The sequence below is a fragment of the Nocardia sp. CDC160 genome (assembly GCF_035818795.1).
GTDB lineage: Bacteria > Actinomycetota > Actinomycetes > Mycobacteriales > Mycobacteriaceae > Nocardia.
Map to the genome: position 1 here is coordinate 1,140,451 of NZ_JAYKYT010000001.1, position 26,014 is coordinate 1,166,464.

The following is a 26,014-nucleotide window of genomic DNA, read 5'->3' on the forward strand; positions in this document are numbered from 1 at the left end:
TCGAATGCTAGGCTAAGCGGAAGATTTTCGTCCAGTTTTCGGAGGAGAGTTCCATGGCCGAGCTCAGGGCCGATGCCCGCAGCAACCGCGACCAGATCCTGGCCGCGGCCCAGGTCGTCTTCCGCGAGCAGGGCGTCAATGTCTCCATGAAGGACATCGCCGATGCCGCCGGTGTCGGCGTCGGCACCCTCTACCGCCGCTTCCCCGACCGCGGCGCCCTGATCTCCGCCGCCGCCCACTCCTACCTCTCGGCCCTCTCCGACCTGGCCGCCACCGCCGAACGCGAATCCCCCGACGCCTGGCACGCCCTGTCCCGCCTCCTGCGCGAATGCGCCGAAATCCGCCTGGGCGCAACAGCATCCGCCATCGAGCCCGCCCTCCACGCCGACATCAAGGCCGACCCAACCCTCACCGAAGTCCGCACCACCATCACCGACCGCCTAGCCCGCCTGACCACCCAGGCTCACACCGACGGCACCCTCCGCCCCGATGTCACCCCCGAAGACATCGGCCGCCTGATGACCCTCCAGATCTACGCCACCCCCGACGAGTCCTACCCCGAAGCCATCAACCGAGTCCTCGACCTCCTCCTGAAAGGCCTTCGCCCCTAACCCCTTAACCAACCCTTGCGATCCGGATAAGCCGAACCCTTCTCCGGACCCAACGGTGAACCGATTCGCCTGTGAGTCGTGTCTGTAGATGAGTCGATTTGGCTCAGCCTCGTCTCGAATCAGGAGAGAGCGATGTTCAGACGGTCACTCGGCACCATGCTGGCCGCGACAAGTATTTTCGGTGCCCTGGTAGCGGGCTCGGTTCCGCTGACAATGGGCCTGGCACAGGCCGACACCTTCGGCATCTGCCACGCCTGCCACCAGCCACCACCGCCGCCATGCCCGAACTGCCACAGTGGCTAGCGCCCTTGATATTCGGCGCTACCATCGGCGAGATGATCGCTCGCATCTGGCGCGGGGTGATCCGCGCGACCGACCTGGATCCCTACGTCGCCTACATCCAGGACACCGGCATCAAGGAGTACAAACAGACTCCGGGGAACCAGGGTGCCTGGATGCTCACCCGGATCGACGACGACCGAGCCGAAATCATCACCCTAAGCTTCTGGGACTCCTACGCCGCCATCGAAGGCTTCGCGGGCCCCGACATCGAGCGCGCCGTCTACTACCCCGAAGACGACCACTACCTCCTCGACCGCCCCGACAAGGTCCTCCACTACGAAATCGCCTGAGCGGTTGGGAAATAGAAAGAACCCCTCACCCGCGTGAACAGGTGAGGGGTTCCTCAGCGGTGGCGGAGGGATTTGAACCCTCGGAGGGGGGTTACCCCTCACACGCTTTCGAGGCGTGCTCCTTAGGCCGCTCGGACACGCCACCGCAGGTGACTTTACCTGAGCACCCCGAGGAATCAGAAATCGGCTGGAGAGGGGGGTTGGGGGCGGTGGGAATCGAAGAAATCGGCGAGGAGAGCGGCGCATTCGGGTTCGAGGACGCCCGCGCGGACCTGGGGGCGGTGATTGAGACGTCGGTCACGGACCACGTCCCAGAGGGAGCCGACCGCGCCGGTCTTGGGTTCCCAGGCGCCGAAGACGAGGCGGGAGACGCGGGAGAGGACCAGCGCGCCAGCGCACATGGTGCACGGCTCAAGGGTGACCGCGAGGGTCGCGCCCTCCAGGCGCCAGCCGTCACCCAGCACCTGGGCCGCCGCGCGCAGGGCCAGCACTTCGGCGTGGGCGGTCGGATCGCCCACGGCCTCACGGGCATTGGCGGCGCGCGCCAGCTCGCGACCCGCGGCGTCGAAGACGACCGCGCCGACGGGGACGTCGCGCGGGTCGGCGGCACGCGCGGCTTCGATCGCGGCCCGCATCATCGCTTCGTCGGCAGCGAGCGAACCGGCGCCGATCAACGCGGGAGCTTGTCCAGGACCGCGGAGAGCTCGTTGGCGAAGCCGAGACGCTGGGCGATCATGCCGAGCTGCTCGTCCGGGTAGAGGTCGGTCTCGGCGAGGATGACCGCCAGGACCGGCTCGGGCAGGCCGAGGTCGGCGAGCACGCCGAGGTCGCCCTCCTCCCACGGTTCGATGTCGTCGAGCTCGTCGGGATCGATGTCGGGGATCTCGATATTGAGTTCCTCGAGGACATCGGCGGCGATGTCGTAGTCGATGGCGGCCGTGGCGTCCGACAGCAGGATGCGGCTGCCGGTCGGGCCCGGGCGCAGAATGATGAAGAATTCGTCGTCGACATCGAGCAGGCCGAATGTCGCGCCGGAACTTCGCAGCGCGCGCAACTCGTGCTCGGCCGCGGACAGACTGGACAGTGCCGCCTCGCTCAGGGGCGTCACTTTCCAATTGGCTTCCTCGCGGACAACCGCCACTGCGAACCCTTCCACGTCGTCGAAGTCGTCCGACGCCGCCCTGTTCGTGCTCGAGCGCTGTGCTGCCATGGCCGCAACGGTAGTCCGCTTCGGGGGAAATGTTGAAGTCGTATGCCAATCTGATCGCATGACGGGCTCTCCGAAACCAGCTGTGTGCGTCCTGGGTACCGGTTTGATCGGCGGATCGGTGCTGCGCGCCGCCGCCGCGGCCGGGTACGAGGCGTTCGGCTACAACCGCTCCGAGGTCGGCGCGAAGGCCGCTCGCATGGACGGATACGACGTGATCAGCGATGTGGAGGCGGTGCTGTCCCGGGCCGCCGAACGCGACGCGCTGATCGTGGTCGGCGTGCCGATGCCCGCGATCGACGCGGTGCTCTCCGACGTGAAGACCTTCGCACCCGACTGTGTGCTCACCGACGTGGTGAGCGTGAAGGCCCCGGTCGCCGCGGCCGTGCAGCGCCACGGGCTCGGCCAGCACTACGTGGGCGGCCACCCGATGGCCGGGACCAGCGAATCCGGTTGGGCGGCATCGGCTCCCGATCTGTTCAAGAACGCGGCCTGGGCGGTCAGCGTGGATCCGGGTGTGCGCGCCGACCCCTTCCGGCGTGTCGCACAGCTGGCGCTGGACTGCGGCGCGGTGGTGGTGCCGGTGCTGGCCGTGGAACACGACCGCGCGGTCGCGCGCATCTCGCATCTGCCCCACGTGCTGGCCGAGGCCCTGGCCATCGAGGGTTCCAATGGCGGCGCGCTGGCCCTCGGCCTGGCGGCGGGCTCCTTCCGGGACGGCACCCGGGTGGCGGCGACCGCCCCCGACCTGGTCCGCGCCATCTGCGAACCGAACGCCGCGGCCCTGCTGGACGTCCTCGACGACACCCTCGAGGTCCTCACCCAGGCCCGCAACAGCCTGCGCGCCAACGGCACCATCACCGAGCTGGTGGAAGCGGGCCACGACGCCCGCACCGACTACGACGACACCGAGCGCTGGTTCATCACCGATGTCAGCCCCGGCGAGCACAACTGGCTCACCAAGCTCATCGACGCCGGACGCTCCGGCGGCGTCCTCAACTCGCTGGACTAGATCCGTTCGGCCAGGCCGGGGTAGTCGAGCAGGAAGCCGTCCTCATCGACGGTGACGGTGGCGCTGGAGACGGGTGAGAGCACGTGGATGCCGTCGGGGCCGCTGCTGTAGGTGAGGCTGGCTTCCTGGACCAGCAGGTCGGGCAGGCGCACGTAGACGACCGGGACCTGGACGTCCTCGCTGGCGTGGGCCAGTCCGTAGCGGCGGATGGGGAGGGTGTTGAAGAACGGGCTCAACACCACGTCCACGTCCAGCGCACCGCCGAAGGTGGAGCGCACGTGGGTGTTTCCGGCGTCGATGAGCCAGTAGTCCTCCTCGTCGCGGGCGATGGAGGCGTGACGTTCGCCGGTGGCCAGGGTGCTGCGCAGCGACAGTCGCTTGGTGACCCCGGACTCGTCGGTGACCAGGTCGTAGGAGGCGCTGAAGGCGGGGTGATCGTCGCAGTCCCCGGCGATGATGCGGCCCGCGGCGCGAATCCGATTGCCGCTCAGCACCACCCGCACCGATTCCATGCGCGACGCGTTGTGCGACCGCCAGGTGAGAATGGCAGGCCACCGCGGTGCGCCCGGCTTGGCGTCCTCACTCCCGTTATCCGTCACGCCTATAACCGTAGTTGCAGGTGTGCTCGCGCCCGCGCTACCCGGCCGGTATCACTGTGCGCGCGCGACATCGTGATCAACATGCAATGGTGCGGGCCCGTCCGCGGCGTTTTCCCACGCCGTCGCACGGTGATCACCCGCCCGAGTGATAGCGGCAGGCTCTGGAACGGACCTGTGGAACGGTGTTGATCACGATAGGGGTGCGGCGACTCGAGTAACGTGCTCTGCGGCACGGGGACTCCGGGGTGAAAGGGACTGTTGTGACGGGCGCGCGGATGGTCGGCCTGTTCGCCGGGATCGGCGGGCTGGAGCTAGGACTCGCGGCGCACGGGTGGCGCAGTGAACTGCTGTGCGAGATCGACTCCGGGGCGCAGGCGGTATTGGCGGCGCACTTCCCGGATGTGCCTTTGCATTCCGATGTGACCAAGCTGCGCGCCCTGCCGTCGGGAACCGAACTGGTCGCGGCGGGATTCCCCTGCCAGGACCTCTCGCAGGCCGGACGCACGGCCGGAATCACCGGCGCCCGTTCGGGTTTGGTGGACGAGGTATTCCGGCTGGTCAAACGCAAGAAGGGCCCGCGCTGGCTGCTCATCGAAAATGTGCCGTTCATGCTGCAACTCGGGGGCGGCGCGGCCATGCGGCACATCACCGACGCGCTCACCGAACTCGGCTACACCTGGGCCTATCGGGTCGTGGACGCGCGCGCCTTCGGGCTGCCGCAGCGCCGGGAGCGGGTGCTCATGCTGGCCTCGCGCACCGAGGACCCGCGGCCGGTGCTGTTCGGGACCGACGCCGGACCGCGCGAGGTGGGCGATCCCGCGCACGATCCGTGCGGCTTCTACTGGACCGAGGGCACCCGCGGCCTGGGCTGGGCGGTGAACGCGGTGCCGACGCTGAAAGGCGGTTCGGCCCTTGGCATTGCGAGCCCACCCGCGGTGCGGCTGCCGTCGGGTGAGCTGGTCACGCCGGGAATCACCGACGCCGAGCGGCTGCAAGGCTTCGATCGGGATTGGACCACACCGGCTTTGGCGGTGCCGGGGGTGCGCAAGGGGCATCGGTGGAAGCTGGTCGGCAATGCGGTGAGCGTGCGCATGGCGTCCTGGATCGCCGAGCGGATCACCCATCCGTCCGATGATCCGGTTCCGGACGGCGAGCCGCTGACCCGCCGCAGCTGGCCGACGGCGGCGTGGGGGCATCGCGGGGTGGTGCATCGGGTTCCGGATGGGTTCGCTGCGCTTTCCGGAGGGCTTCCTCGACGATGTCGCCAACCATCTCGAGCGGATGGGCGGGGCGCCGCGCGAGGCGGCCTGACCTTGCCCGGGATTCGAGGCGTGGCCAGGATGGCCTGATGGCGGATGCGCGGCGACCGGGGACCGATGCCGCGACCAGTGCGCGCCTGGCCCGGCAGCGCCGGGTCGGGACGAAGCCGGAAATGGCGTTGCGCCGGGAATTGCATCGGCGCGGAAAACGGTTCTTCGTGGACAGGGCACCGCTGCCGGGCTTGCGTCGGCGGGCCGACCTGGTGTTTCCCCGGTTGAAGGTGGCGGTGTACGTGGATGGATGCTTCTGGCACAGCTGCCCGGAGCATGCGACCCACCCGAAGAACAATGCCGAGTGGTGGGCCGCGAAGTTGGCGGGAAATGTGGCGCGGGATCGGGATACCGATGCCCGGCTGGCGGCGGCCGGATGGACCGTGGTGCGGGTCTGGGAACACCAGGACGTGGAATCGGCGGCCGACCTGGTGCTGGGGGCGTTGGCGCGCGGGGTGTGACAACCATGTTTCCGAATGGGCCACAATGGTCCTATGACCGGACCAGCCGACCAGTCCGGGCAGGTCAACTGCGGGCAGGGCAGTACGAGTAAGCGAGGCCAGCGAAAGCGAGCGCGGTAATGCCAACCGAGCAGAAACTAGCCGAGGCGGCTCCGAGCGCACCACCGCTCCAGCCGCGATGGCGACGGGCGCTGCGATGGCTTATCGCGATCTTGATCGCCGTGGCCGGATTCGGTTACTCCTCCTGGGTTCTGGAGTTCATCCTCCCCATCCACAGCGACCCCACCAATACGTTCCTCAGTCAGCTGGCCGAGAAGGGCGCGCCGTTCCGGTGGGTGTTCACCACCGGCGACACCGTGTCCGGCTCGCTGCTGGTGGTGGCGGGACTGGGTGGGCTGCTGCTGTTCTCGCGGCGGCTCTATTCGACCATCGGCTGGGTGGCGCTGACCTGCTTCGGCGCTGCCACCATCGCGGACGCGCAATGGCCCATCGTGCCGGACGATCCGGACGGGCCCAAGCGCTATGTGGATACCGGGCTGTTTCCGCAGCTGCATCAGATTCACGCGCTGACCAGCACACTGGCGGTGTTCTCCATCTACATCGCGATGATCGCGTTCACCGTGGCGGCGTTCAAGTACCGGCGCTGGCCGATCCTGCGGCATACCGGCCTGTGGATTCTCATCATCGGTTCCGCGGTGACGGCCTGGATGTTGATCGCCGACAACCTGCCCGGCAACTACGGTCTCGGTATCGCGCAACGCATCCAGGTCGGGGCCATGTCGCTGTGGCTGGTGGCGCTGGCGGTCCAAATCGTTGTCGCCGAACGCGATTCCGGTCTCCCGGCCAAGCATCGGCACACCACGTCATCGTCCGGTCACTGACCGCCCGAAACGGTTAGGGTCGAATTCGTGACCAGCGACGCCCCACAACTCGCCGACACCGCCGCCCTGCTCGACTCCGTCGCCGCCGCGACCGACCGCCTGATCCCCGCGGTCGCCGCCCTGACGGATGCCGACCTGGTCGAGCCCTCCCTGCTCCCCGGCTGGACCCGCGGCCACGTGCTGGCCCACCTGTCCCGCAATGCCGACAGCCTGGTCAACCTGCTGCTGTGGGCCCGCACCGGCATCGAAACCCCGCAGTACGCAAGCCAATACCTGCGCGAGGCCGACATCGAATCCGGCGCCCCCCGCCCGCTGCGCGAACAACTCGAGGACCTCACCGCCTCCCACGAACGCTGGCTCGCCCTCGCCCGCGTCATGCCCGACGACCGCTGGCCCGCCCTCGTCCGCAACCGCCAGGGCGGCGAAATCCCCGCCACCCGCATCCCCTGGATGCGCTTGCTCGAGGTCGAAATCCACCACGTCGACCTGGCCCTCGACTACACCCCCGCCGACTGGTCCCCCGACTTCACCACCCGCCTCCTGACCCAATCGGTCACCGAGGTCAAACCCGAGAACGGCGCGGGCTTCACAGTCGTGGCCACCGACCTCGACTACACCGGCACCGTAGGCACCCCCACCACCACAATCTCCGGCCCCGCCACCTCCCTCGCCGCCTGGCTGATCGGCCGCTCCCCCGGCACCGACCTCACCGGCCCCCTCCCCAACCTCGCCGCCTGGAAATAACGCGAAAAGCTGAGGGCCCCACACCGTTTGGTGTGGGGCCCTCAGCTTGAAAGCGCGCCCGGAGAGACTCGAACTCCCAACCTTCTGATCCGTAGTCAGATGCTCTATCCGTTGAGCTACGGGCGCAGGCTTATTCATGTGTTCACCCGGCGTGCCGGGTGGTGGCGGAGGCGAGAGGATTTGAACCTCCGGTCCCCGTGAAGGGACAACTCATTAGCAGTGAGTCCCATTCGGCCGCTCTGGCACGCCTCCTGGTGCCCCTCTTCGAGGGCGCCGGTTCCTTTCGAACCGCCGGGACAGAAGATTACACAGCGGGTGACCAATAGGCCAAATCGGCTGGTCAGCGTAGGTGGGAGTCGAACCATTCGTAGATTCTGGTCTGGGCGTCGAGGACGGAGATGTCGTCGAGGGCCGCGGGGTCGAAGCCGGGATGGTCGGGGCGGTGGTGCAGACCCGGATAGGTGACGACGAGGGTGGCGACGTCGGCGCGGGCGGCGGCCTCGCGCAGGCGGTCGACCTGATCGGGCGGGGTGAGGGGGTCGTCCTCGCCGAAGAGGCCGAGCCAGGGGGCCTTGAAGCCGGGGGCCGCGGTGAGGAGGGCGACGGCCTGCGGGGTCAGGGGTTTCTCGATGCCGGGGGCGGCGACGCTGACGGCCGCGCCGATACGGCGGTTGGTGGCGACCAGGGCGGCGGCGGTACCGGCGGAGTCGAAGCCGAGGACGCCGATGCAGTCGCGGAAGACGCCGTGCGCGGTGAGCCAGTCGAAGCAGGCGTCGAAGTCCTCGAAGAGATCGTCGCCGAAGACGCGGTCCGGTGCGTTGCCGTTGGCGGGTCGATGGAAGAGATCGGGGGCCAGGACGGTCCAGCCGTCGGCGGCGAGCGAGTGCATGAGTTCCAGCAATGGCTCGGTGAATTCACGGGATTCGTGCAACACCACGATGCCGCCGCGGGCGTGTCCCTCGGGTTCGAGCACGGTGAGCGGAACCGTGGTCGTGTCGTGCACAGGGGCGTGTTCTCGATAGATGCCCGACATAGGGCCACTGTAGTTGCGCTAGGTAAAAACGCGATAAATCTTTCCGGCGGTCCGGTATTCCGGAGATATTCCGGCCGAGCAGCATTCGAGCAAGCGAGGCGGCATCCCGGGGGCCGATCGCGAGCCACCCCGAGGCGACCCGGAGTGGGCGGGACTTAGGGTAGAGGGGTGAGTGCGCACATTCGCCCGGACCTCGATGCCATCCCGGCGTACGTCGCCGGGAAAACCCACCCCGGCGCAGTGAAGCTGGCCAGCAACGAGACCACCTTCCCGCCGCTGCCGTCGGTGTCCAAGGCGATTGCCGAGGCGGTCGAACTGTCGAACCGGTACCCGGACAACCACGCCGTCGAATTGCGCGGCGCCCTCGCCGATTTCCTCGGTGTCGAGATCGAGAACGTGGCGGCCGGGTGCGGCAGTGTCGCGCTGTGCCAGGAGCTGGTGCAGATCACCTGCCGCCGTCCCGAGGACGAGGTGTTGTTCGCGTGGCGCTCGTTCGAGGCGTACCCGATCGTCACGCGGGTGGCGGGCGCGAAGGCCGTGCAGGTGCCGCTGGACGACGAATTCGCCCATGACCTGGACGCTTTGGCGGCGGCCATCACGCCGAACACCCGGGTGGTGTTCGTGTGCAACCCGAACAATCCGACCGGTACCGCGCGCGGGCGGGCCGAGATCGTCGAATTCCTCGACAGGGTGCCCGGCGACGTGCTGGTGGTGCTCGACGAGGCGTACTTCGAATACCTGCGCATTCCCGCCGAGGACTTCCCCAATGGCGTCGAGCTGGGCCGCACCCGACCGAATGTGCTGGTGCTGCGCACGTTTTCGAAGGCGTACGGGCTGGCGGGGCTGCGCGTCGGGTACGCGGTGGGCGCGCCCGAGGTGGTCACCGCGCTCATGAAGGTGCATGTCCCCTTCAGCGTGAGCCGCGTGGCGCAGGCGGCGGCCATCGCCTCGCTGGAGGCGCGGCACGAACTGCTCGAGCGCACCGATGCGGTGGTGGCCGAACGCGATCGCATGCGGGAGGCGCTGATCGCGGCGGGTTACCGGGTGCCGGTGAGCCACTCCAACTTCGTGTGGCTGCCGCTGGGTGAGCGCAGTGCCGAATACGGTGCCGCCAGCACCGAGGCCGGGGTGATCCTGCGGCCCTACGGCACCGATGGCGTGCGCGTCACCGCGGGCGATCCGCACGAGAACGACGCGTTCCTGCGCTTCGCCACCGATCCGGAGATCCTCGCGCGCTTCCTGGGCTGATGCGCCGGGCGATTCGCGGGTTCGCGCTCGCGGGTCACTCGAGGCCGAGTCCGGCGGCCACCGTCGGCCAGGAGCGGGGCAGTTCGTCGGCCCAGTAGGGCCAGGAGTGCGTTCCGGTGGGTCGGCGGTGCACCGTTGCCGGGATGCCCAATTGCGTGAGCCTGTCGGCCAATTGACGGGTGCACATGTCGGAGCCCGCCTCGATGGGTCCGCCGAACAGGACCGCGTTGCGCAGATCCGGGTTGCCGGGGGTGTCATGCTCGCCGGGCAGACCGCTGCCGGAGGAGAGGTAGACGGCCTTGCCGCGCAAGGCTTCCGCCCGGGCCAGCACATCGTGTTCGGCCCACTCCGGATCGTCGGCGGGGCCGAACATATTGTCGGGATCGCCGCCGAAGGTGCCGATCACCGCGCGGGCCTGCGCCTGGCCGAAGTCGGAACTCATTGCGTAGCAGCCGCTGTGGGCCGCCACCGCGCGATACACGTCCGGATTGCGGACGGCCAGCATCATGGCGGCCTCCGCACCCATGGAGACGCCCTCGAGGCCGTTGCGGCCGTCGCCGCCGAAGCGGGCGTCGATGAGCGGCGGCAGTTCGCGGGTCAGGAAGGTCTCCCAGCGATTGGTGCCGAGCTTGGGATCGCTACGCCGCCAATCGGTGTAGTAGCTGGCGGGGCCGCCGAGGGTGAAGACCACGTTCACGTTCTTGTCGGCGAAGAAGCGCAGCGCGTCGCCGCGGGCGGTCCAATTGTTGACCTCGGCCGCGGCGCTGCGGCCGTCGAGCATGTAGACGGTGGGCCGGGGCGCGTCCCGGCGCGTCGGGAGCAGCACCTGCAACTGCACGGTGCGGCCCATGGCCGGGGAGGCCACGGCGACGCCGAAGAGGTTGCCGGACAGGGCTTCCACGCGTTCGATGCGAGCCTGGGCGGGGTGCACCGGGTCCACGCCGGGAGCGGACTGCTCGTTGGAGCCGGTCTCGACGGGTGGTTCGGTCAGGGCGAGTGGGGCTTCGGCGACGGTCGCGCCGACCAGCACCATGGCACCGGCGAGGGCACCGAGGAGGCGACGTGCACTGCGGCTGGCCACTCAGCCACATTTACCAGAAAATCGCGGCCCGGCGGCGGGCCGGAGAAACCGGTCACTCGGCGATGAGGTCGCGCTCCCAGCGACTTTCGATGTCGGTGAAGCGCCACACCGCCAGCGCCACCGCCCAGGTGAGCACGAACAGCCCGACGATGAGATAGCCCAGGCTGCCCAGATCCAGATTCCCGATCCAGGCCACGAAACCCGTGGTGATGGACAGCTTTTCGACGAAGATCGAGACGATCTCCTGCACGCCGATGAGCAGTGCCACCGCCACGGACAGGCCGGTGATCACCAGGTTGTAGTAGATCTTGCGGACCGGCCGCGCGAAGGCCCAGTCGTAGGCGTAGCTCATGAACGCCCCGTCGAGCGCGTCGAACAGCGCCATGCCGGCCGAAAACAGCAGGGGCAGCACCAGAATCGCGTACCAGGGCAGTCCGGTGGCGGCCGCGCCGCCCGCGATGACCAGCAGGCCCACCTCGGTGACGGTGTCGAAGCCGAGGCCGAACAGCAGTCCGACCGGATACATCTGCCAGGGCTTGCGCACGAGTTTCACGACGGGCCCGAGCATTCGGTTGAGCAGGCCGCGATCCGCGAGCGCCCGCTCGAGCGAGGCCTCGTCGAAGTCGCCGCCGCGCATGCGCCGGTACACCCGCCAAATGCCCAGCAGCGACACCAGATTCAACAGTCCGATGGCGATGAGGAACCCGCCGGAGACGCTGGTCCCCCACAGCCCGGTCCACCGGTGCAGGCCCGAACCCTCGTCCTCGATCGACCCGGCCAGCGCCCGCACCCCGAACGCGAGCAGCGCGACCATGACGAACACAATGCTGGAATGACCGAGCGCGAACCAGAATCCGACGGTCTGCGACTTCGCACGACCGTTCTCCGACACCAGTTTTCGCGTGGTGTTGTCGATGGCGGCGATGTGGTCGGCGTCGAAGGCGTGCCGCATACCGAGGGTGTAGGCGGTGATCCCCAGGCCGACGCCGAAGACCGAGCCCTGCACCACGTGCGCGCCGGGCACCACGAACAGCAGCAGAATGCCCCACCCGAGCAGGTGCAGGACGAGCACGGCCAGACCCATACCGAGCCAACCGCGCACGCCACCACCCCATCGTCGATAAGAACTGGCGGAAGCGGAGGGATTTGAACCCCCGGTCGCTCTCGCGACGCTCGCTTTCAAGGCGAGTGCATTCGGCCGCTCTGCCACGCTTCCAGGCGCTTGATGGTAACTGATGGCGCGTGCGGTCTGCCTCCCACTTCCGGCGAGCGGGCGCGGTTCACTCCAGATCGGCGGTCGCGGGCTCCCCGGCCCGGTGGTCGGCGGCCTGGTTCACCAGGTCCAGGGCGGTGGCCACGGCGGCCAGTTGCTGGGGTGTGAGCAGGTCCACGAAGAAGCGGCGGACCGCGGCCACGTGGCCGGGCGCCGCGGCGCGTAGTCGGCGCATGCCCTCGTCGGTGAGCTGGGCCAGCACGCCGCGCCCGTCGTCCTCGGCGGCGATGCGGCGGACCATGCCCTGCAGTTCCATGCGGCGGATCTGGTGGGTGAGGCGGCTGCGCGAGGACAGCACGCCGTCGGCGAGATCGCTCATGCGCAGCGCGCGGCCGGGGGCCTCGGACAGTTTCACCAGGATGCGGTAGTCGGCGAAGGACAGGTCGCTGTCGCGCTGCAACTGCCGGTTGAGATCGGCCATGAGGCGCTGACTGCCGTCCATGTAGGCCCGCCAGGCGCGCTGCTGCTCCGGGGTGAGCCACCGTGGTTCGGGCGCGGCCCGACCGTCGGCGTCGATGGTCCCCGACTCGTTGTGATGACGGTACTTGATCGCCCCTCCTCGGCTCGGGAGCCCGGACGAACAGCTCCGCTGAATCCACGCGATCGAACGGCGCGCCGATTCCCCCAGAAGTTTTCCTCCACCGTGGCCGAACTAAACGCGATACGACGAGATCATGGTGCGACTCAGGTCCTGCGGGCTGGTACAGCCCGAAAGCCCCATGGCCGCATCGAAATCCGCGAGCAGGCTGCGCAGCGCGTGCCGCACGCCGTCGGCCCCGCCCAGGCCCAGACCGTACACCCAGGGGCGGCCGTAGAGAACGGCCTTGGCCCCCAGGGAAAGCGCGATCATGACATCGGAGCCGGTGCGAATCCCGGAGTCGAACAGCACATCCGCGCGATCCCCGACCGTGGCGACAATGGTGGGCAGCGCGTCGAGGGAGCCGATCGCGCCGTCCACCTGACGGCCGCCGTGATTGCTCACCACCACCGCGTCCGCGCCCGCGTCCACCACCTGGCGGGCGTCGTCGGGGTGCAGGACGCCCTTCACCGCGATGGGTAACTCGGTCCAGTCGCGCAGGCGGGCGATATCGGCCGGGCGCAGAGCGTGATTGCCGAAGAGGCCGATCCAGGTGAGGACGGCGGCCCGCATCGCCTCCTCGCTCTCCTCGGGAGGGGCGGTGAGCTTGGCGCGGAAGACCGGGTCGGACAGGTAGTTGGCGATGCCCTTGCCCTGCAGGAACGGCAGGTGCCCGAGCTGCAGATCGCGTGGCCGCCAGCCCAGGCTGGGAGTGTCGGCGGTGACGACAATGGCCTTGGCCCCGGACTTTTCGGCACGCTCGACGAAGGAGCGGGCGAGTTCCGAATCGTTGGGCCAGTAGAGCTGGAACCACCATTCGCCCGCGCGCTCGCCGACCTCCTCGACGGTGGTGGACGCGGCGGTGGACAGGCACATGCCGATGCCCAGTTCCCGGGTCACCTCGGCGACGATCGCCTCGCCGTGCTCGCGCACCAGGCCGAGCACACCCACCGGGGCCGTGAGAATCGGTGCGGCCAAATGCGTTCCGAGCACTTCGACCGAAAGATCCCGTGCCCCCGGCCCACTCGCACCACGCAGCATGCGCGGCAGCAGACGGTATTTCTCGAAGGCGGCCAGATTGGCCTGCGCGGTGCGCTCGGCGGAGGCACTGCCCGCCACGTAGGCGAAGGCCGCCGGATCCAGCACTTCCCGGGCCCGCTCTTCCAGGCCCGCCGCCGTCATCGGTAGTGCCGGGACGGTGCCCGCGAGGCCGGAGAGATAGATCTCGTTCTGGAAATCGACGAAACTGCCCATGCCCCGGAACCGTAGTACCTGCGACCCGCGCGCGGAGGGGGTCGAAGTTACTTTCCCCGGGCGTAACTTTCGCGGCTACAAATGGGAAATGATCAGCGGTTACGGACGCGGACGAGTGCGCGGGGAGCATCGTCCGCGACGAATCCGGACAGGGCCATGGCGGTCAGGATGAGCATGCCGCCCAGCACGGCCAGGGTGGTGATCATGGAATCTCCTCTCGAATCCCTCACCCCACGGTGACGGCCGATGCTGAGGGAATGCTGTGCCCACACCGAGGGTGGCCTGACAGTAATCGGTGGGGTCCGGTCGTACGCTCGTTTTCATGTATGCGGTGACGCTCGACGGTTTCGGTGGGCCCGAGGTCATGAAGTGGGCGCAGGTGGAGGATCTGCCCGCGCCCGGACCGGGCGAAGTGGCGATCGATGTGGTGGCCGCGGGGGTGAATCGGGCGGACCTGCTGCAGCGGCAGGGTTTCTACCCGCCGCCGCCCGGGGCCAGCGAGATCCTGGGCCTGGAGGTGTCCGGGGTGGTCGCGGAAGTCGGTCCGGGAGTGCGGGATTGGCGGCCGGGCGATCGGGTGTGCGCGCTGCTGTCCGGCGGCGGCTACGCCGAGCGCGCCATCGCGCCCGCGACGCAGCTGCTGCCCGTACCGGAGGGACTGGATGTGGCCGCGGCGGCCGCGCTGCCGGAGGTGGCGGCCACGGTCTGGTCCAATCTGGTGATGACGGCGGGCCTGCACAGCGGGCAATTGCTGCTGATTCACGGGGGCGGCAGCGGAATCGGCACGCACGCGATTCAGGTGGCGCGGGCGCTGGGCGCGCGGGTCGCGGTCACCGCGGGCTCACAGTTCAAGCTGGATCGCTGCCGGGAATTGGGCGCGACCGTGCTGATCAATTACCGCGAACACGATTTCGTGACCACGCTGCACAGCGAATACCCCGGCGCGGACATCATTCTCGACGTGATGGGCGCGGCGTACCTGGAACGCAATGTCGAGGCGCTGGCCGAGGACGGGCACCTGGTCGTGATCGGAATGCAGGGCGGGGTGAAGGCGGAATTGAATCTCGGTGTGCTGCTGGGCAAACGGGGTTCCATTCACGCGACGAATCTGCGGCGGCGGCCCGAGCACGGGCGCGGGTCCAAGGCGGAGATCATCACCGAGCTGCGCCGCCACCTGTGGCCGTTGATCTCCGACGGCACCGTGGTGCCGGTGGTGTCGGCCGAGGTTCCGGTGACCGACGCCGCCGCGGCGCATCGCCTGCTCGACTCCGACGAGACCGTCGGCAAGGTGATCCTGCAGATCGGTTAGGTCTGCGGTACCGGTTAGGTCTCCAGTGCGGCGAGCGCCCTGCCCAGCTGTTCGATCTCGAATCTCGTTGTGTAGGGCGCGAGTCCGATGGTGACCGCGCCGCCCTCGTCATTGACGCCCAGGGCGTCGAGCAGGCGGCTGCCGCCGTGGGATCCGCTGAGCGTGCCGATGCGGGCGTCGGCGAGCTTGGCGGACACCTTCTCCGCCTGCATGCCCGCGATGGTGAAGCTCACCGTCGGGATGCGGGTGGAGGCGCGGCCGATGACGGTCAGGTTGGGGATGGTGTCCAGCACCGCCATCAGATCCTCGAAGAGCTGATCGTGGTGGTCCTGCAGGGACGTGATCGACATCTCGAGCCGTTCGCGGCGGGTGCCCTTGGCGCGCTCGTCGAGGGAGGCCAGATAGTCGATGGAGGTGGTGAGCCCGGCCAGCAGCGCGTACTGGTGCCCGCCCACCTCGAGCCGTTCCGCGCCCTTGGCATAGGGATTCAGCGACATGGACGGAATCCGGTCCAGGAACGCGGGATCGCGGAAGACCAGCGCGCCGATCTGCGGGCCACCCCAGGCGGGGGCGCTCAGCGCGATCACGTCGGCATTGAGTTCGTCGATGTCGATGAGCGCGTAGGGCGCGGCGCCGAAGCAGTCGGCGACCAGTAAACCGCCGACCTCGTGCACCCGGTCCGCGGCCACGCGCACCGCGGGCGCGGAGCCCACGATGGGTGAGGCGGCGGTCAGCGCCACCAGGCGGGCGGTGGGTCCGATCAGTTCCTCGAACTGCCAGGCGGGCATTTCGCAGGTCTCGATCTCGACCTCGGCCCAGCGCACGTGCGCGCCATAGCGATTCGCGATGCGCAGCCACGGCGCGACATTGGCCTCGTCATCCAGGCGCGACAGCACGATCCCGGTCCCCAGACCCAGCCGGGAGCTCAGCGATTCGGCCAGCCAGGCCAGCAGGACCGCGCGATCCGGTCCGAGCACCACGCCCGCCGGGTCGCCGCCGACCAGATCGGCGACGGCCTCGCGCGCGGCCTCCAGGATCGCGGCGCTGCGCTTGGCCGCACCGTGCCGGTTGGTGTGCGAGAAGGCGGAGGTCCGGAAACCCGTTGAGACGGCCCGGGATACCGAATCCGGGACCAACATGCCCGCTTGCGGGTCGAGGTGGATCCAGCCGTCGCCCAGGGACGGTATAAGGCCCCGCACCCTCGCGACGTCGTAAGTCATGCTGGCCACTCTAAAGGGAGAGGGCACAACTGGGTAACGGTAGGGAGGTAAGCACCTCCGAGGATCGGGACGACCTGCGTCTACCGCACAAACCGGACGGACGTCTCTGTCCGACCTACCCACGGCTTCGTTCCGGGCGCCGCCCGAGTTACACGTTGGCTCCCGAATGCTTTCGAATGGGGTGGCGCTTAGCGCCCGCGGCGCGGATTCGGCAGGATGGGGGCATGACGCAATCGGATGGGCTTCCGGAATCCATTGTCGTAGTCGGGCCCGAGGGTAAGCCGCTGTTCATTCCGGCGGCGGCGCAGATCGGCGGCGAGCCGGTGGAGATCACCGGACAGCTTGTCGGCGACCGGGATTCGGGCCAATCGGACGATTCGCGGGAGAGTGAATCGCTCGCCGACATGGTCGAGCAGCCCGCGAAGGTCATGCGCATCGGCACCATGATCAAGCAGCTGCTCGAAGAGGTCCGGCACGCTCCGCTGGACGACGCCTCCCGCACCCGCCTGCGCGAGATCCACCGCACCTCCATTCGCGAACTGGAGACCGGCCTCGCGCCCGACCTGCGCGAGGAGCTCGAGCGGCTGGCCCTCCCCTTCACCGACGACACCGTCCCCTCCGACGCGGAACTGCGGATTGCCCAGGCCCAGTTGGTGGGTTGGCTCGAGGGCCTGTTCCACGGCATTCAGACCGCCCTGTTCGCCCAGCAGATGGCGGCCCGCGCGCAGCTCGAGCAAATGCGCCAGGCCCTCCCGCCGGGCGCGAGCCACGGCGGTGACGCGCGCGGACAGCAGAGCTCCGGCGGCGGGCAGTACCTGTAAGCCGTGTCGGAGAACACGCCTGCCGTTGATTTGTCGGGGTCGGCGGCAGGTTCCCGCCGCAACGCGGTAGCAATTAGATAGGGTCGGGAGCTGTGCCTGCTGCTGCTCCCCCCGACTCGGTTGCCACCGAGGCGACACCGGACAATGCTCCCGTGCCGCTAGTGTCGGACTCCCAGACGTTCCGTCGCGCGTTCAAGGACTTCCGTGATGGATTCGGCCAGCGTGAGCTGTGGCTATCGCTCGGGTGGCAGGACATCAAGCAGCGGTATCGCCGCTCGGTGCTGGGTCCGTTCTGGATCACCATCGCCACCGGCGTGCAGGCCGCGGCCATGGGTTTCCTCTACGCCACCCTGTTCCATCAGCCGCTGCACACCTATCTGCCCTACGTGACGGTCGGTCTGATCGTCTGGAATGTGATCAATGCCAGCATTCTCGAGGGCTCGGATGTCTTCATCGCCAATGAGGGTCTGATCAAACAGCTGCCGTCGGCACTGAGCGTGCACGTGTATCGCCTGGTGTGGCGGCAGTTCCTGTTCTTCGCGCACAACCTGGTGATCTACGCGGTCATGCTGGTGGGCTTCGGCGTCTGGCGGGATCTGCACTGGACGGCCATCCTGGCGATTCCGGGCATCCTGCTGCTGTTCCTCAATGCCATGTGGGTGTCGATCGCCTTCGGCATCTTCAGCACCCGCTACCGCGATATCGCGCCGATCCTGGGCAGCATGACGCTCATGCTCTTCGTGCTGACGCCGGTCATGTGGAGCACCAAGTCGCTGCACGATCAGGGCGGCACGGTCAGCGAGCGGGCCCGGCTGGTCGAGCTGGTTCCGACCTACCATTATCTGGAGATCGTGCGCGCGCCCCTGCTGGGCGAGCCGCAGCCGCTGACCTCCTGGATCGTGGTGCTGGCCATTACGGTGGTCGGCTGGGCCGTCGCCGTGCTGGCCATGAAGCAGTTCCGTTCCCGCGTCCCCTACTGGGTGTGAAGGCTCAATGACCGACCATGTGAGTATCGAAACCCAGAACGCGTGGGTGGAGTTCCCGATCTTCGACGCCAAGTCCCGCTCGCTGAAGAAGGCGTTCATGGGCAAGGCCGGCGGCGCGATCGGACGCAATCAGTCCGACGTGGTGGTGGTCGAGGCGCTGCGCGACATCAACCTGTCGCTGAAGGAGGGCGACCGGGTCGGGTTGGTCGGCCACAATGGCGCGGGCAAATCCACGCTGCTGCGCCTGCTTTCGGGTATTTACGAACCGACCCGCGGCAGCGCGCGCATTCGCGGCCGCGTGGCGCCGGTCTTCGATCTCGGTGTCGGCATGGATCCGGAGATTTCCGGGTACGACAACATCATCATTCGTGGACTGTTTCTCGGGCAGACGCGCAAGCAGATGCTCGCCAAGATCGATGAGATCGCCGAATTCACCGAGCTCGGCGACTATTTGGAGATGCCGCTGCGCACCTACTCCACCGGCATGCGGGTCCGCCTGGCCATGGGCGTGGTGACCTCCATCGATCCGGAGATCCTGCTGCTCGACGAGGGCATCGGCGCGGTGGACGCGGAGTTCATGAAGAAGGCGCGAACCCGCCTGCAGGAACTGGTGTCCCGCTCCGGCATTCTGGTATTCGCCTCGCACTCCAATGAATTCCTGGCGCAACTGTGTGATTCCGCTCTCTGGATCGACCACGGCAACGTGCGGATGCACGGTGGAATCGAGGAAGTCGTGCGAGCCTACGAGGGCCCGGAGGCGGGTGATCACGTGGCGCAGGTGCTGCGGGATCTGGAACGTGAACGTGAACCGGAACGGAATCCCGCATGAGTGAGAAGTCCACCCCCGTCTATGGCGACGATGCGCGCATTGTCGCCATCGTGGTCACGCACAAACGCCGGGACCTGCTGGCCGAGTCGCTGAAGGTGCTCTGTAGCCAGACCCGGCCGGTCGACCATTTGATCGTGGTGGACAACGGCAATGAGGCCGAGGTCGGGGAGTTGGTCAAGCAGCAGCCGATCGAAACGACGTATCTGGGTTCGGAGCACAATCTCGGCGGCGCGGGCGGTTTCGCGCTCGGCATGCTGCACGCGCTCACCATGGGCGCGGACTGGGTGTGGCTGGCCGATGACGACGGGCGGCCCGAGGGGCCGGAAGTTCTTGCCACGCTGTTCGATTGCGCCAAGCGGCATCAGCTGGTCGAGGTGTCGCCGGTGGTGGCCGATATCGACGATCCCGACCGGTTGGCCTTCCCGCTGCGTCGGGGTGTGGTGTGGCGACGACTGCGCTCGGAGCTCGGCGACGAGGACTTCCTACCCGGCATCGCCTCGCTGTTCAACGGCGCGCTGGTCTCCGCGGAGGCCGTGGACAAGATCGGCGTACCGGATCTGCGACTGTTCGTGCGCGGCGACGAGGTGGAGGTGCACCGGCGACTCGTGCGCTCGGGTCTGCCGTTCGGCACCTGCCTACAGACCGCCTACCTGCACCCGAACGGTTCCGCCGAATTCAAGCCGATCCTGGGCGGGCGCATGCACACCCAGTACCCGGACGATCCGGTCAAGCGACACTTCACCTACCGCAACCGCGGATACCTGATGGCCCAGCCGGGCATGCGAAAGCTGTTGCCGCAGGAGGTCGCCCGGTTCGGGTGGTTCTTCCTGGTACAGCAGAAGGATCCGGCCGGGCTCATGGAGTGGCTACGCCTGCAACGCATGGGACGCCGCGAGCAGTTCGACAAGCCCAAGAACTGAACGAAAAATGCGTTGCGACAACGGGGACAGCCTGACAAGGTTGTCCCCGTTCTTGTTGGGAGCGGTTACCTCGGTGACCGCGTGAGGAGAGATGGGAGGTGGATTTCGTGACGACGACAGTGCGGATTGTCGTGCCCGGGCGCGTGGTCGCCCGCCGCGTATCCATCTCGAATTCCCCTCGCTGAGTCCGTGATTCGGGCTCGGCCCGTCAAAGGACTCCCCCATGTCTTCGGTCGATTTCGACCTGCTCGTACCCTTCGGCTGGAACTCCGACCTCGCCGCCGACTACTCGCCCCTGCTCGGTGACGATCTGATTCCGGCCCGCGTGATCCGCATGGATCGCAGCGAATGCGATATCGCCGCACCGCTTCCCACCCCCTTCGTCCTCGAGAGCCGATTGACGGCAACGGTCGTCCGCGCCCAGCTCCCCCGATCCGATTCCGAGATCAGCGGACTGTGCACCGGCGACTGGGTCGCCATCGATCGCGGTCGCACCGTGCGTGCCCTGCTGCCGCGCCGGACCGCGATCGTGCGCGCCGCGGTCTCCGGACAGCCCGACGCCCGGGCCCGCTCCGCGCATCAGGTGCTGGCCGCGAATGTCGACACCGTCCTGGTCTGCACCGCCGGTGACGGCGATGTCGATCTCGGCCGCATCGAACGACTGCTCGCCCTGGCCTGGGAATCCGGTGCGCAACCGGTCGTGGTGCTCACCAAAGCCGATCTGGCGCACGATATTCCGCTCGAGGAGGTACGGGCCGCCGCGCCCGGGGTGACCGTGCTGGCGGTCAGCGCCACCGCGGGCGTCGGCATGGATGTGCTCGGCGCGCTGCTCCGCGGCACCGTCGCGCTGATCGGCCCCTCCGGAGCGGGCAAATCCACGCTCGCCAATGCCCTGCTGGGCGCGGAGGTCTTCGCCACCAACGCGGTCCGCGCGGCCGACCAACGCGGCCGCCACACCACCGTGCACCGCGAACTGCGACCGCTGCCCGGCGGCGGCACCCTCATCGACACCCCGGGCCTGCGGTCGATCGGCCTGTGGGATGCCGCCGAGGGCCTGGGCCGCACCTTCAGCGATGTCGAATCCCTGGCCACCCGGTGCCGTTTCACCGACTGCTCGCACCGCACCGAACCCGGCTGCGCGGTGCTCGCGGCCATCGACGCGGGCACACTCCCGCAACGCAGGCTCGACAGCTACCGCAAGCTCACCCGCGAGAACGAATGGCTGTCCGCCCGCACGGATGCCCGCCTGCGGGCCGAGCGGACCAAGGCGTGGAAAGAGATCAACAAGAACCAGCGCCGCATGTACAAGGAACGCGGCAAGCAGCGCTGAGTAGCGCACAGCGAAACCGCCTATATGCACTTCGTTGCATATAGGCGGTTTCTCGCCTACTGTCCGAGATGCGAGAGTTTCTGCCCCATCGGCTCAGCCGGGCGCGGATGATCGGATTCGGGGCGACGAACAGCAGAAGAGGAGTGGATCCATGACCGGAGCACAGAGGCCGCTGGCGGGTCGGACCATGATCATGTCGGGCGGGAGTCGCGGGATCGGGCTGGAGATCGCCAAGCGGGCGGCGGCCGACGGCGCGAACATCACCCTCATCGCCAAAACCGATGCGCCACACCCGAAATTGCCCGGCACCATTCACACCGCGGCGGCGGAGCTGGAGGCGGCGGGCGGGACCGTGCTGAAGTACCTCGGCGATGTGCGCGATGACGAGGCGGTCGCGGACGCGGTGCGGCAGACGCGGGAGCGGTTCGGCGGCATCGACATGGTGGTGAACAACGCCTCGGCCATCGACATCTCCCCGACCGAGCTGCTGCCCATGAAGAAGTACGACCTCATGCAGGACATCAACTGCCGCGGCAGCTTCCTGCTGTCCAAGCTGAGCATTCCGGCCCTGCGGGAATCCGCGGAAGCCGGGCGCAACCCGCACATCCTGACCCTGTCCCCGCCGCTCAATCTGGACCCGAAGTGGGCGGGCATGGCGCTGGGCTACACCATCGCCAAGTACGGAATGTCGCTCACCACACTGGGTTTGAGCGAGGAGCTGCGCAAGTACGGCATCGGCGTGAACTCACTGTGGCCACGCACCACCATCGCCACCGCCGCGGTGAAGAACCTGCTCGGCGGCGAGGAGATGATCGCCACCTCCCGCACCCCTGACATCTACGCCGACGCCGCCTACCTGGTGCTCACCGCCCCCGCCAAGGACACCACCGGCAACTTCTTCATCGACGACGAAGTCCTTGCCGCCCACGGCATCACGGATCTCGACAAGTACCGCGTGGTCCCCGGCGACGGCCCCCTCACCACCGACCTGTTCCTCTGAACGAACCATGGCCCGGGACACGCGGTCCCGGGCCATGATCGGTCGAATATCTTGGCCTCTAGTCGATTCCGTAGAGGCGTTCCCAGTTCTCGCGGCTGGTCAGTTCCGGCATGGCGGCGCGCCAGCGACGCTGGAGGTTCGGGAGGTCCTTGCGGAGTTGGCGGAGGACCCGGTAGGTGCGCAGCAGCAGGCGGCGGGCGGTTTCCTTGTCGCGCACGCGAACTCGGACGCCGGACTGGGAGGCGTCGGTGACGACCACGTGGTCGAACAGACCCACGTGCCACCAGTGGGCGTCCTCGCGGGTGACCGCGACCGGGCCCGGGATGGTGCGGCCGAGCCACTGGTTGAGGGCGCGCTTGTAGAGCACCAGCAGCGGGTGGCTGGGCTCGCCGCCCGCGCGGCGCACGTGCAGGTGCGCGTTGGGGACCGGGGAGGTGGCGGCCGGATGCTTGATGGTCTCCGGATAGTCGGAGCGGGAGCCGCGGGCCTTGGCCAGGGCCTCGATGCCGCCGTCGCGCAGGATCTCCGGGCCCTTCAGGTAGTCCTCGATGCCCTGCAGGGTGGTGTGGGCCAGGCCGTACTGCATGCCGACCAGATACTCGCCGATCTCCCGGAACAGCTGGCGGGTAATGGCTTTCGGGTCCAGGTCGTGGTGCAGCGAGGACACGATGAGCGAGTTGCGCGAGGAGAAGTAGCGCGCCCAGTCGTCGAAGTCCTTCCAGTAGAAGTCGGCGTGCCACACCGCGGCATTGGGGAGGGTGACGGTCACGAAACCGTGCTCCCGGGCGCGCAGGCCGTATTCCACGTCGTCCCACTGGAAGAAGATCGGCACCGGCAGCCCGATCCGCTTCACCACCTCGGCCGGGATCAGGCAGGTCCACCAGGCCTGGTAGCCCGCGTCCACGCGGCGTTCCTGATGCTTCTTGAGCATGGAGGTGTTGCGCAGCGCCTTGGCCACCTTCTGGCCGTGGCGCAGCTTGCCCAGATTCGTTTCCTCCGCACCGACATTCAGGTAGTCGGGGTTGAACAGGAACAGCATCTGCGCGCCCACCAGGGTGGGTTCCACGGTCAGATTCGCGAAGGCGTTGAGGCGCAGGACGGTTTCGGGCTCGCACAGGATGTCGTCGTCCATGAGGATGACATCGGCGTGCTCATTGGCCGCGGACACCTCGTAGAGACCGCGCGTGAAACCGCCCGCCCCACCGAGATTCGGCTGCCGGATGTAGCGCAGCTTGTCGCCGAAGCGCGGCTGGGTCTCGGTGAACAGCGCCTGATCCTGGACCAGATCGGTGCCCTGGTCGACCACGTACACCGCGTCGATGAGCGACAGCACGGTCGGGTCGGAGGCCAGGGCCGCAACGGTATTGGCGCAATCCTGGGCCCGGTTGAAGGTACAGATGGCGATGGCCACCGGGCGCACGTGCTCGGGCGCGGCGGCGGTCCACGCCAGATCGGTGACCACGGCCTCGCCGCCGAGGGCCTCGATCTCGAGCCAGATCGCGCCGCCGTCGATGTACATGTCCAGCGGCGCGCGCAGCGCCACCCGGCCGGTCTCGGTGACCACCGCGGTGTCGACCACCCGGCGATGCCCCGCGATATCGGAGGCGGCCAAGCGAATCCGCACCTTGCCGCTCACCTCGAGGGTCATGCCCACCTCGACCTCGGTGACGGAGGTCCAGCGCTGCCAGTAGGCGGCGGCGAAGCGCCCGAAGTAGGTATTGGTGTGGACCGACGCGCCCTTCTCCAGGCGCAGGGTCTGCCGCTCCCGGCTCACCTTGCCCTTGGCCACCGCGTACAGCTCATCGCTGATCTTGGGCGCGGGCCCGGTGAAGATGCCCCGCGCCAGCACCAGACGCTCCGGCGCGGCGTGCTCCGCGCGCAGGGTCGCCGGAGCTGCCTCGCTCTTGCGGTCCTCGGTTTCGGTCACGGCCTGGCCAGCCGACGCATCCATGAATCCCTCGACATCCTTTGAATACTGAGACACCGGCTCATCCGACGTGGTCGCACCGCCACTGTCTGGCTGGACGGGCACTGTCTTGCTCGGCGGGCCGAGAATATCAATCGTGAATGGCGCGGGCAGCGCGAACCCGCGCTAACGATCGTTTTCGGGTGTTCGCGTGAAGACGAATTTCCCGTAGGCCCAGAATCGGAACCCCATGGCCACCGCTTGACCGATGAGCGTCCCGGAAACGTTGTCCGCCAACGGACTGTCCAGTCCGAGAACGTACCGTGAAAAGCCGAGACACCCGAGTTGCAGTCCGATGGCCAACACATTCAACACCGCGTAGATGAGGATGTGCCGCGCCCCGGTATCGCCCTCGTGGTCGGAGTAGGTCCACCACTTGTTGCCGAAATAGGTGACCACGGTGGCCACGCCAATGGAAATGATCTTGGCGACCAGCGGGGCATGGAACAGCGGGCCCTCGCCGCCGAGGAAGACCAGCAGGTTGTAGGTGCCCGCGTCGACGACGAATCCGATCGCCCCGACCACCAGGAACGCGCCGCCCCGCTGCAGCAGTCCCCTGATCTTGCCGGTCAAGGACGGATTCGGCGGTTGGTCGCTCACCGCGGTGGACTCGTTCGCAGACACCGGCCGACGGTACCCCAACCCCGCCGCATCCATATTCCCGTCAAGGTCGGGTACCCTCCCGGTGTTCATATTCGCCTCCGATCAGAGGATTGACCGGGTGGACTCCACCGAGCTTCGTATTGCCGCCATTGTGCCGTGCCACAACGAAGAGGCCGCCGTCGCGAAGGTCGTGACCGACCTGAAGGCCGCCGTCCCGGGCATTGTCGTCTACGTCTACGACAATCTGAGCACCGACGCCACCGCCGAGAAGGCGCGCGCGGCCGGTGCGATCGTGCGCACCGAGAACCGCAAGGGCAAGGGCAATGTGGTCCGCCGCGCCTTCGCCGATATCGAGGCCGACGTGTACCTCATGGTCGACGGCGATGACACCTATGACGCGGCCGCGGCCCCCGAGATGATCAAGACCCTGCTCGAGGGTCCCTACGACCACGTGCTGGGCGTGCGCCGCGAGATCGAGGCCGGGTCGGCCTACCGCGCGGGCCACGAGACCGGCAACAAGGTGCTCAATGGCGTGGTGGGCAAGGTCTTCGGCGAGAACGTCGAGGACATGCTCAGCGGCTACCGGGTCTTCTCCCGGCGTTTCGTGAAGTCCTTCCCGGCCGTGTCGCGCGAATTCGAGATCGAGACCGAGCTGACCGTGCACTCGCAGCACCTGCGGGTCCCGCAGACGGCCGTGCCGGTCGGTTTCCGTGATCGGCCCGCGGGCAGCGAGTCCAAGCTGCGCACCTACAGCGACGGCTTCAAGATCCTGCGCCTGATCATCGGCCTGGCCCGGCACGAGCGACCGGTCGCCTTCTACGGCCTGTTCGGCACGCTGGCCTGGCTCGTCTCGGTCATCCTGATCACGCCGATCGTGGTCGAGTTCTATCGGACGCACACCGTCCCGCGGTTCCCGACGTTATTCCTCGGCTTCACGCTGCTGCTCCTGGGCAGCCTGGCCTGGACCGCCGGTCTCATCCTGGACGGCATCCGCCGCTCCCGGCACGAGGCAGCTCGCCTGATGTACCTGCGTTATTCCGCGGTCGGCGAGGACAACGCGGCCGGTCCGACGCGATGACCGTGGAGCTTGCCGGACAGAAACCGAAC

General features: G+C 67.9%; 27 protein-coding genes, 4 tRNA genes and 1 pseudogene. 17 read left to right on the forward strand and 15 right to left on the reverse strand.

All coding sequences use genetic code 11. From position 1 onward, the window contains the following. Window positions 1-53: 53 nt before the first annotated feature. From VMT40_RS05080 to VMT40_RS05090, 3 genes are all read left to right on the forward strand, one after another. Complete coding sequence (locus VMT40_RS05080; RefSeq protein WP_326356772.1) at window positions 54-611, forward strand: TetR/AcrR family transcriptional regulator; 558 nt, start codon at window positions 54-56, stop codon at window positions 609-611. A gap of 132 nt (window positions 612-743) precedes the next feature. Next, window positions 744-914: a hypothetical protein gene (locus tag VMT40_RS05085; RefSeq protein WP_326356773.1), complete on the forward strand. Its 171-nt coding sequence runs from the start codon at window positions 744-746 to the stop codon at window positions 912-914. A gap of 32 nt (window positions 915-946) precedes the next feature. After that, window positions 947-1,243 carry a hypothetical protein gene (locus VMT40_RS05090; RefSeq protein WP_326356774.1) on the forward strand — a complete coding sequence of 99 codons (297 nt, stop codon included), beginning with the start codon at window positions 947-949 and terminating at the stop codon, window positions 1,241-1,243. A 57-nt stretch (window positions 1,244-1,300) separates the two neighbouring features. On the opposite strand, the gene VMT40_RS05095 is transcribed toward VMT40_RS05090, so the two are convergent. The 3 genes from VMT40_RS05095 to VMT40_RS05105 form a co-directional block, all read right to left on the reverse strand. Then, window positions 1,301-1,388, reverse strand: a tRNA-Ser gene (locus tag VMT40_RS05095). Window positions 1,389-1,419: 31 nt separating this feature from the next. Beyond that, window positions 1,420-1,881: a nucleoside deaminase gene (locus tag VMT40_RS05100; RefSeq protein WP_326357202.1), complete on the reverse strand. Its 462-nt coding sequence runs from the start codon at window positions 1,879-1,881 to the stop codon at window positions 1,420-1,422. A gap of 32 nt (window positions 1,882-1,913) precedes the next feature. Continuing rightward, window positions 1,914-2,453 (reverse strand): tRNA adenosine deaminase-associated protein, encoded by a 540-nt coding sequence (locus tag VMT40_RS05105; protein ID WP_326310182.1) that lies wholly within the window; start codon window positions 2,451-2,453, stop codon window positions 1,914-1,916. A gap of 58 nt (window positions 2,454-2,511) precedes the next feature. On the opposite strand from VMT40_RS05105, the gene VMT40_RS05110 reads away from it, so the two are divergent. Continuing rightward, window positions 2,512-3,462, forward strand: a complete 951-nt coding sequence (locus VMT40_RS05110; RefSeq protein WP_326356775.1) for a prephenate dehydrogenase — start codon at window positions 2,512-2,514, stop codon at window positions 3,460-3,462. Here the strand turns inward: VMT40_RS05110 and VMT40_RS05115 are convergent. Beyond that, the gene (locus VMT40_RS05115) at window positions 3,459-4,061 is read right to left on the reverse strand and encodes a putative glycolipid-binding domain-containing protein (protein ID WP_326310180.1); all 603 of its coding nucleotides are present in this window, start codon (window positions 4,059-4,061) and stop codon (window positions 3,459-3,461) included. The two genes, VMT40_RS05110 and VMT40_RS05115, sit on opposite strands and share 4 nt — an antisense overlap. 275 nt (window positions 4,062-4,336) lie before the next feature. Here VMT40_RS05115 and VMT40_RS05120 point away from each other — a divergent pair. From VMT40_RS05120 to VMT40_RS05135, 4 genes and pseudogenes are all read left to right on the forward strand, one after another. Then, window positions 4,337-5,372, forward strand: a pseudogene (locus tag VMT40_RS05120) (DNA cytosine methyltransferase). A gap of 37 nt (window positions 5,373-5,409) precedes the next feature. Further along, a complete protein-coding gene (locus VMT40_RS05125) occupies window positions 5,410-5,832 on the forward strand; it encodes a very short patch repair endonuclease (RefSeq protein WP_326356776.1) in 423 nt (140 codons plus the stop codon). 221 nt (window positions 5,833-6,053) lie between these two features. Continuing rightward, window positions 6,054-6,713 (forward strand): DUF998 domain-containing protein, encoded by a 660-nt coding sequence (locus tag VMT40_RS05130; RefSeq protein ID WP_326356777.1) that lies wholly within the window; start codon window positions 6,054-6,056, stop codon window positions 6,711-6,713. A 27-nt stretch (window positions 6,714-6,740) separates the two neighbouring features. Continuing rightward, window positions 6,741-7,457 carry a maleylpyruvate isomerase family mycothiol-dependent enzyme gene (locus VMT40_RS05135; RefSeq protein WP_326356778.1) on the forward strand — a complete coding sequence of 239 codons (717 nt, stop codon included), beginning with the start codon at window positions 6,741-6,743 and terminating at the stop codon, window positions 7,455-7,457. A 53-nt stretch (window positions 7,458-7,510) separates the two neighbouring features. On the opposite strand, the gene VMT40_RS05140 is transcribed toward VMT40_RS05135, so the two are convergent. The 3 genes from VMT40_RS05140 to VMT40_RS05150 form a co-directional block, all read right to left on the reverse strand. Then, a tRNA-Arg gene (locus VMT40_RS05140) sits at window positions 7,511-7,583 on the reverse strand. 36 nt (window positions 7,584-7,619) lie between these two features. Next, a tRNA-Ser gene (locus VMT40_RS05145) sits at window positions 7,620-7,709 on the reverse strand. Window positions 7,710-7,797: 88 nt separating this feature from the next. After that, a complete protein-coding gene (locus tag VMT40_RS05150; protein ID WP_326356779.1) occupies window positions 7,798-8,490 on the reverse strand; it encodes a dienelactone hydrolase family protein in 693 nt (230 codons plus the stop codon). Window positions 8,491-8,658: 168 nt separating this feature from the next. On the opposite strand from VMT40_RS05150, the gene hisC reads away from it, so the two are divergent. Next, window positions 8,659-9,738 (forward strand): histidinol-phosphate transaminase, encoded by a 1,080-nt coding sequence (hisC, locus tag VMT40_RS05155; protein WP_326356780.1) that lies wholly within the window; start codon window positions 8,659-8,661, stop codon window positions 9,736-9,738. Between the two features lie 34 nt (window positions 9,739-9,772). Here hisC and VMT40_RS05160 read toward each other — a convergent pair whose 3' ends face one another. The 5 genes from VMT40_RS05160 to VMT40_RS05180 all read right to left on the reverse strand — a co-directional run bounded on the left by VMT40_RS05160 (window position 9,773) and on the right by VMT40_RS05180 (window position 13,923). Then, window positions 9,773-10,819, reverse strand: a complete 1,047-nt coding sequence (locus VMT40_RS05160; RefSeq protein ID WP_326356781.1) for an alpha/beta hydrolase — start codon at window positions 10,817-10,819, stop codon at window positions 9,773-9,775. Between the two features lie 52 nt (window positions 10,820-10,871). Next, on the reverse strand, window positions 10,872-11,903 hold the full coding sequence (locus tag VMT40_RS05165) for a HoxN/HupN/NixA family nickel/cobalt transporter (RefSeq protein WP_326357203.1): 1,032 nt from the start codon (window positions 11,901-11,903) through the stop codon (window positions 10,872-10,874). 44 nt (window positions 11,904-11,947) lie between these two features. Beyond that, window positions 11,948-12,035, reverse strand: a tRNA-Ser gene (locus VMT40_RS05170). Window positions 12,036-12,099: 64 nt separating this feature from the next. After that, window positions 12,100-12,534 (reverse strand): MarR family winged helix-turn-helix transcriptional regulator, encoded by a 435-nt coding sequence (locus tag VMT40_RS05175; RefSeq protein ID WP_326356782.1) that lies wholly within the window; start codon window positions 12,532-12,534, stop codon window positions 12,100-12,102. Window positions 12,535-12,744: 210 nt separating this feature from the next. Next, window positions 12,745-13,923 carry a lactate 2-monooxygenase gene (locus tag VMT40_RS05180; protein WP_326356783.1) on the reverse strand — a complete coding sequence of 393 codons (1,179 nt, stop codon included), beginning with the start codon at window positions 13,921-13,923 and terminating at the stop codon, window positions 12,745-12,747. A gap of 322 nt (window positions 13,924-14,245) precedes the next feature. Between VMT40_RS05180 and VMT40_RS05185 the strand changes: the two genes are divergently transcribed. Then, window positions 14,246-15,232, forward strand: coding sequence for an NAD(P)H-quinone oxidoreductase (locus VMT40_RS05185; protein ID WP_326356784.1), 987 nt, complete (start codon window positions 14,246-14,248; stop codon window positions 15,230-15,232). Window positions 15,233-15,246: 14 nt separating this feature from the next. Here the strand turns inward: VMT40_RS05185 and VMT40_RS05190 are convergent, their stop codons facing one another. After that, window positions 15,247-16,452, reverse strand: coding sequence for a cysteine desulfurase-like protein (locus VMT40_RS05190; protein ID WP_326310188.1), 1,206 nt, complete (start codon window positions 16,450-16,452; stop codon window positions 15,247-15,249). 224 nt (window positions 16,453-16,676) lie between these two features. On the opposite strand from VMT40_RS05190, the gene VMT40_RS05195 reads away from it, so the two are divergent. The 6 genes from VMT40_RS05195 to VMT40_RS05220 all read left to right on the forward strand — a co-directional run bounded on the left by VMT40_RS05195 (window position 16,677) and on the right by VMT40_RS05220 (window position 22,338). Next, complete coding sequence (locus VMT40_RS05195; RefSeq protein WP_326356785.1) at window positions 16,677-17,273, forward strand: bacterial proteasome activator family protein; 597 nt, start codon at window positions 16,677-16,679, stop codon at window positions 17,271-17,273. 152 nt (window positions 17,274-17,425) lie between these two features. Continuing rightward, window positions 17,426-18,259, forward strand: a complete 834-nt coding sequence (gene wzm, locus VMT40_RS05200; RefSeq protein ID WP_326356786.1) for a galactan export ABC transporter permease subunit Wzm/RfbD — start codon at window positions 17,426-17,428, stop codon at window positions 18,257-18,259. 7 nt (window positions 18,260-18,266) lie between these two features. Next, the gene (gene wzt / locus VMT40_RS05205; RefSeq protein WP_326310191.1) at window positions 18,267-19,088 is read left to right on the forward strand and encodes a galactan export ABC transporter ATP-binding subunit Wzt/RfbE; all 822 of its coding nucleotides are present in this window, start codon (window positions 18,267-18,269) and stop codon (window positions 19,086-19,088) included. After that, window positions 19,085-20,008, forward strand: coding sequence for a galactofuranosyltransferase GlfT1 (glfT1, locus tag VMT40_RS05210; protein ID WP_326356787.1), 924 nt, complete (start codon window positions 19,085-19,087; stop codon window positions 20,006-20,008). Before wzt ends, glfT1 begins: the two co-directional genes overlap by 4 nt. A 223-nt stretch (window positions 20,009-20,231) precedes the next feature. After that, window positions 20,232-21,338 carry a ribosome small subunit-dependent GTPase A gene (rsgA, locus tag VMT40_RS05215; protein WP_326356788.1) on the forward strand — a complete coding sequence of 369 codons (1,107 nt, stop codon included), beginning with the start codon at window positions 20,232-20,234 and terminating at the stop codon, window positions 21,336-21,338. 151 nt (window positions 21,339-21,489) lie between these two features. After that, a complete protein-coding gene (locus VMT40_RS05220; RefSeq protein ID WP_326356789.1) occupies window positions 21,490-22,338 on the forward strand; it encodes an SDR family oxidoreductase in 849 nt (282 codons plus the stop codon). 58 nt (window positions 22,339-22,396) lie between these two features. Here VMT40_RS05220 and VMT40_RS05225 read toward each other — a convergent pair whose 3' ends face one another. Then, window positions 22,397-24,289 (reverse strand): glycosyltransferase, encoded by a 1,893-nt coding sequence (locus VMT40_RS05225; RefSeq protein ID WP_326356790.1) that lies wholly within the window; start codon window positions 24,287-24,289, stop codon window positions 22,397-22,399. A 141-nt stretch (window positions 24,290-24,430) separates the two neighbouring features. Next, window positions 24,431-24,928: a GtrA family protein gene (locus tag VMT40_RS05230; RefSeq protein WP_326356791.1), complete on the reverse strand. Its 498-nt coding sequence runs from the start codon at window positions 24,926-24,928 to the stop codon at window positions 24,431-24,433. 97 nt (window positions 24,929-25,025) lie between these two features. On the opposite strand from VMT40_RS05230, the gene VMT40_RS05235 reads away from it, so the two are divergent. Continuing rightward, entirely contained in the window at window positions 25,026-25,985 is a 960-nt protein-coding gene (locus VMT40_RS05235; protein ID WP_326356792.1) for a glycosyltransferase, read from the forward strand. The last annotated feature ends 29 nt before the right edge of the window (window positions 25,986-26,014 follow it).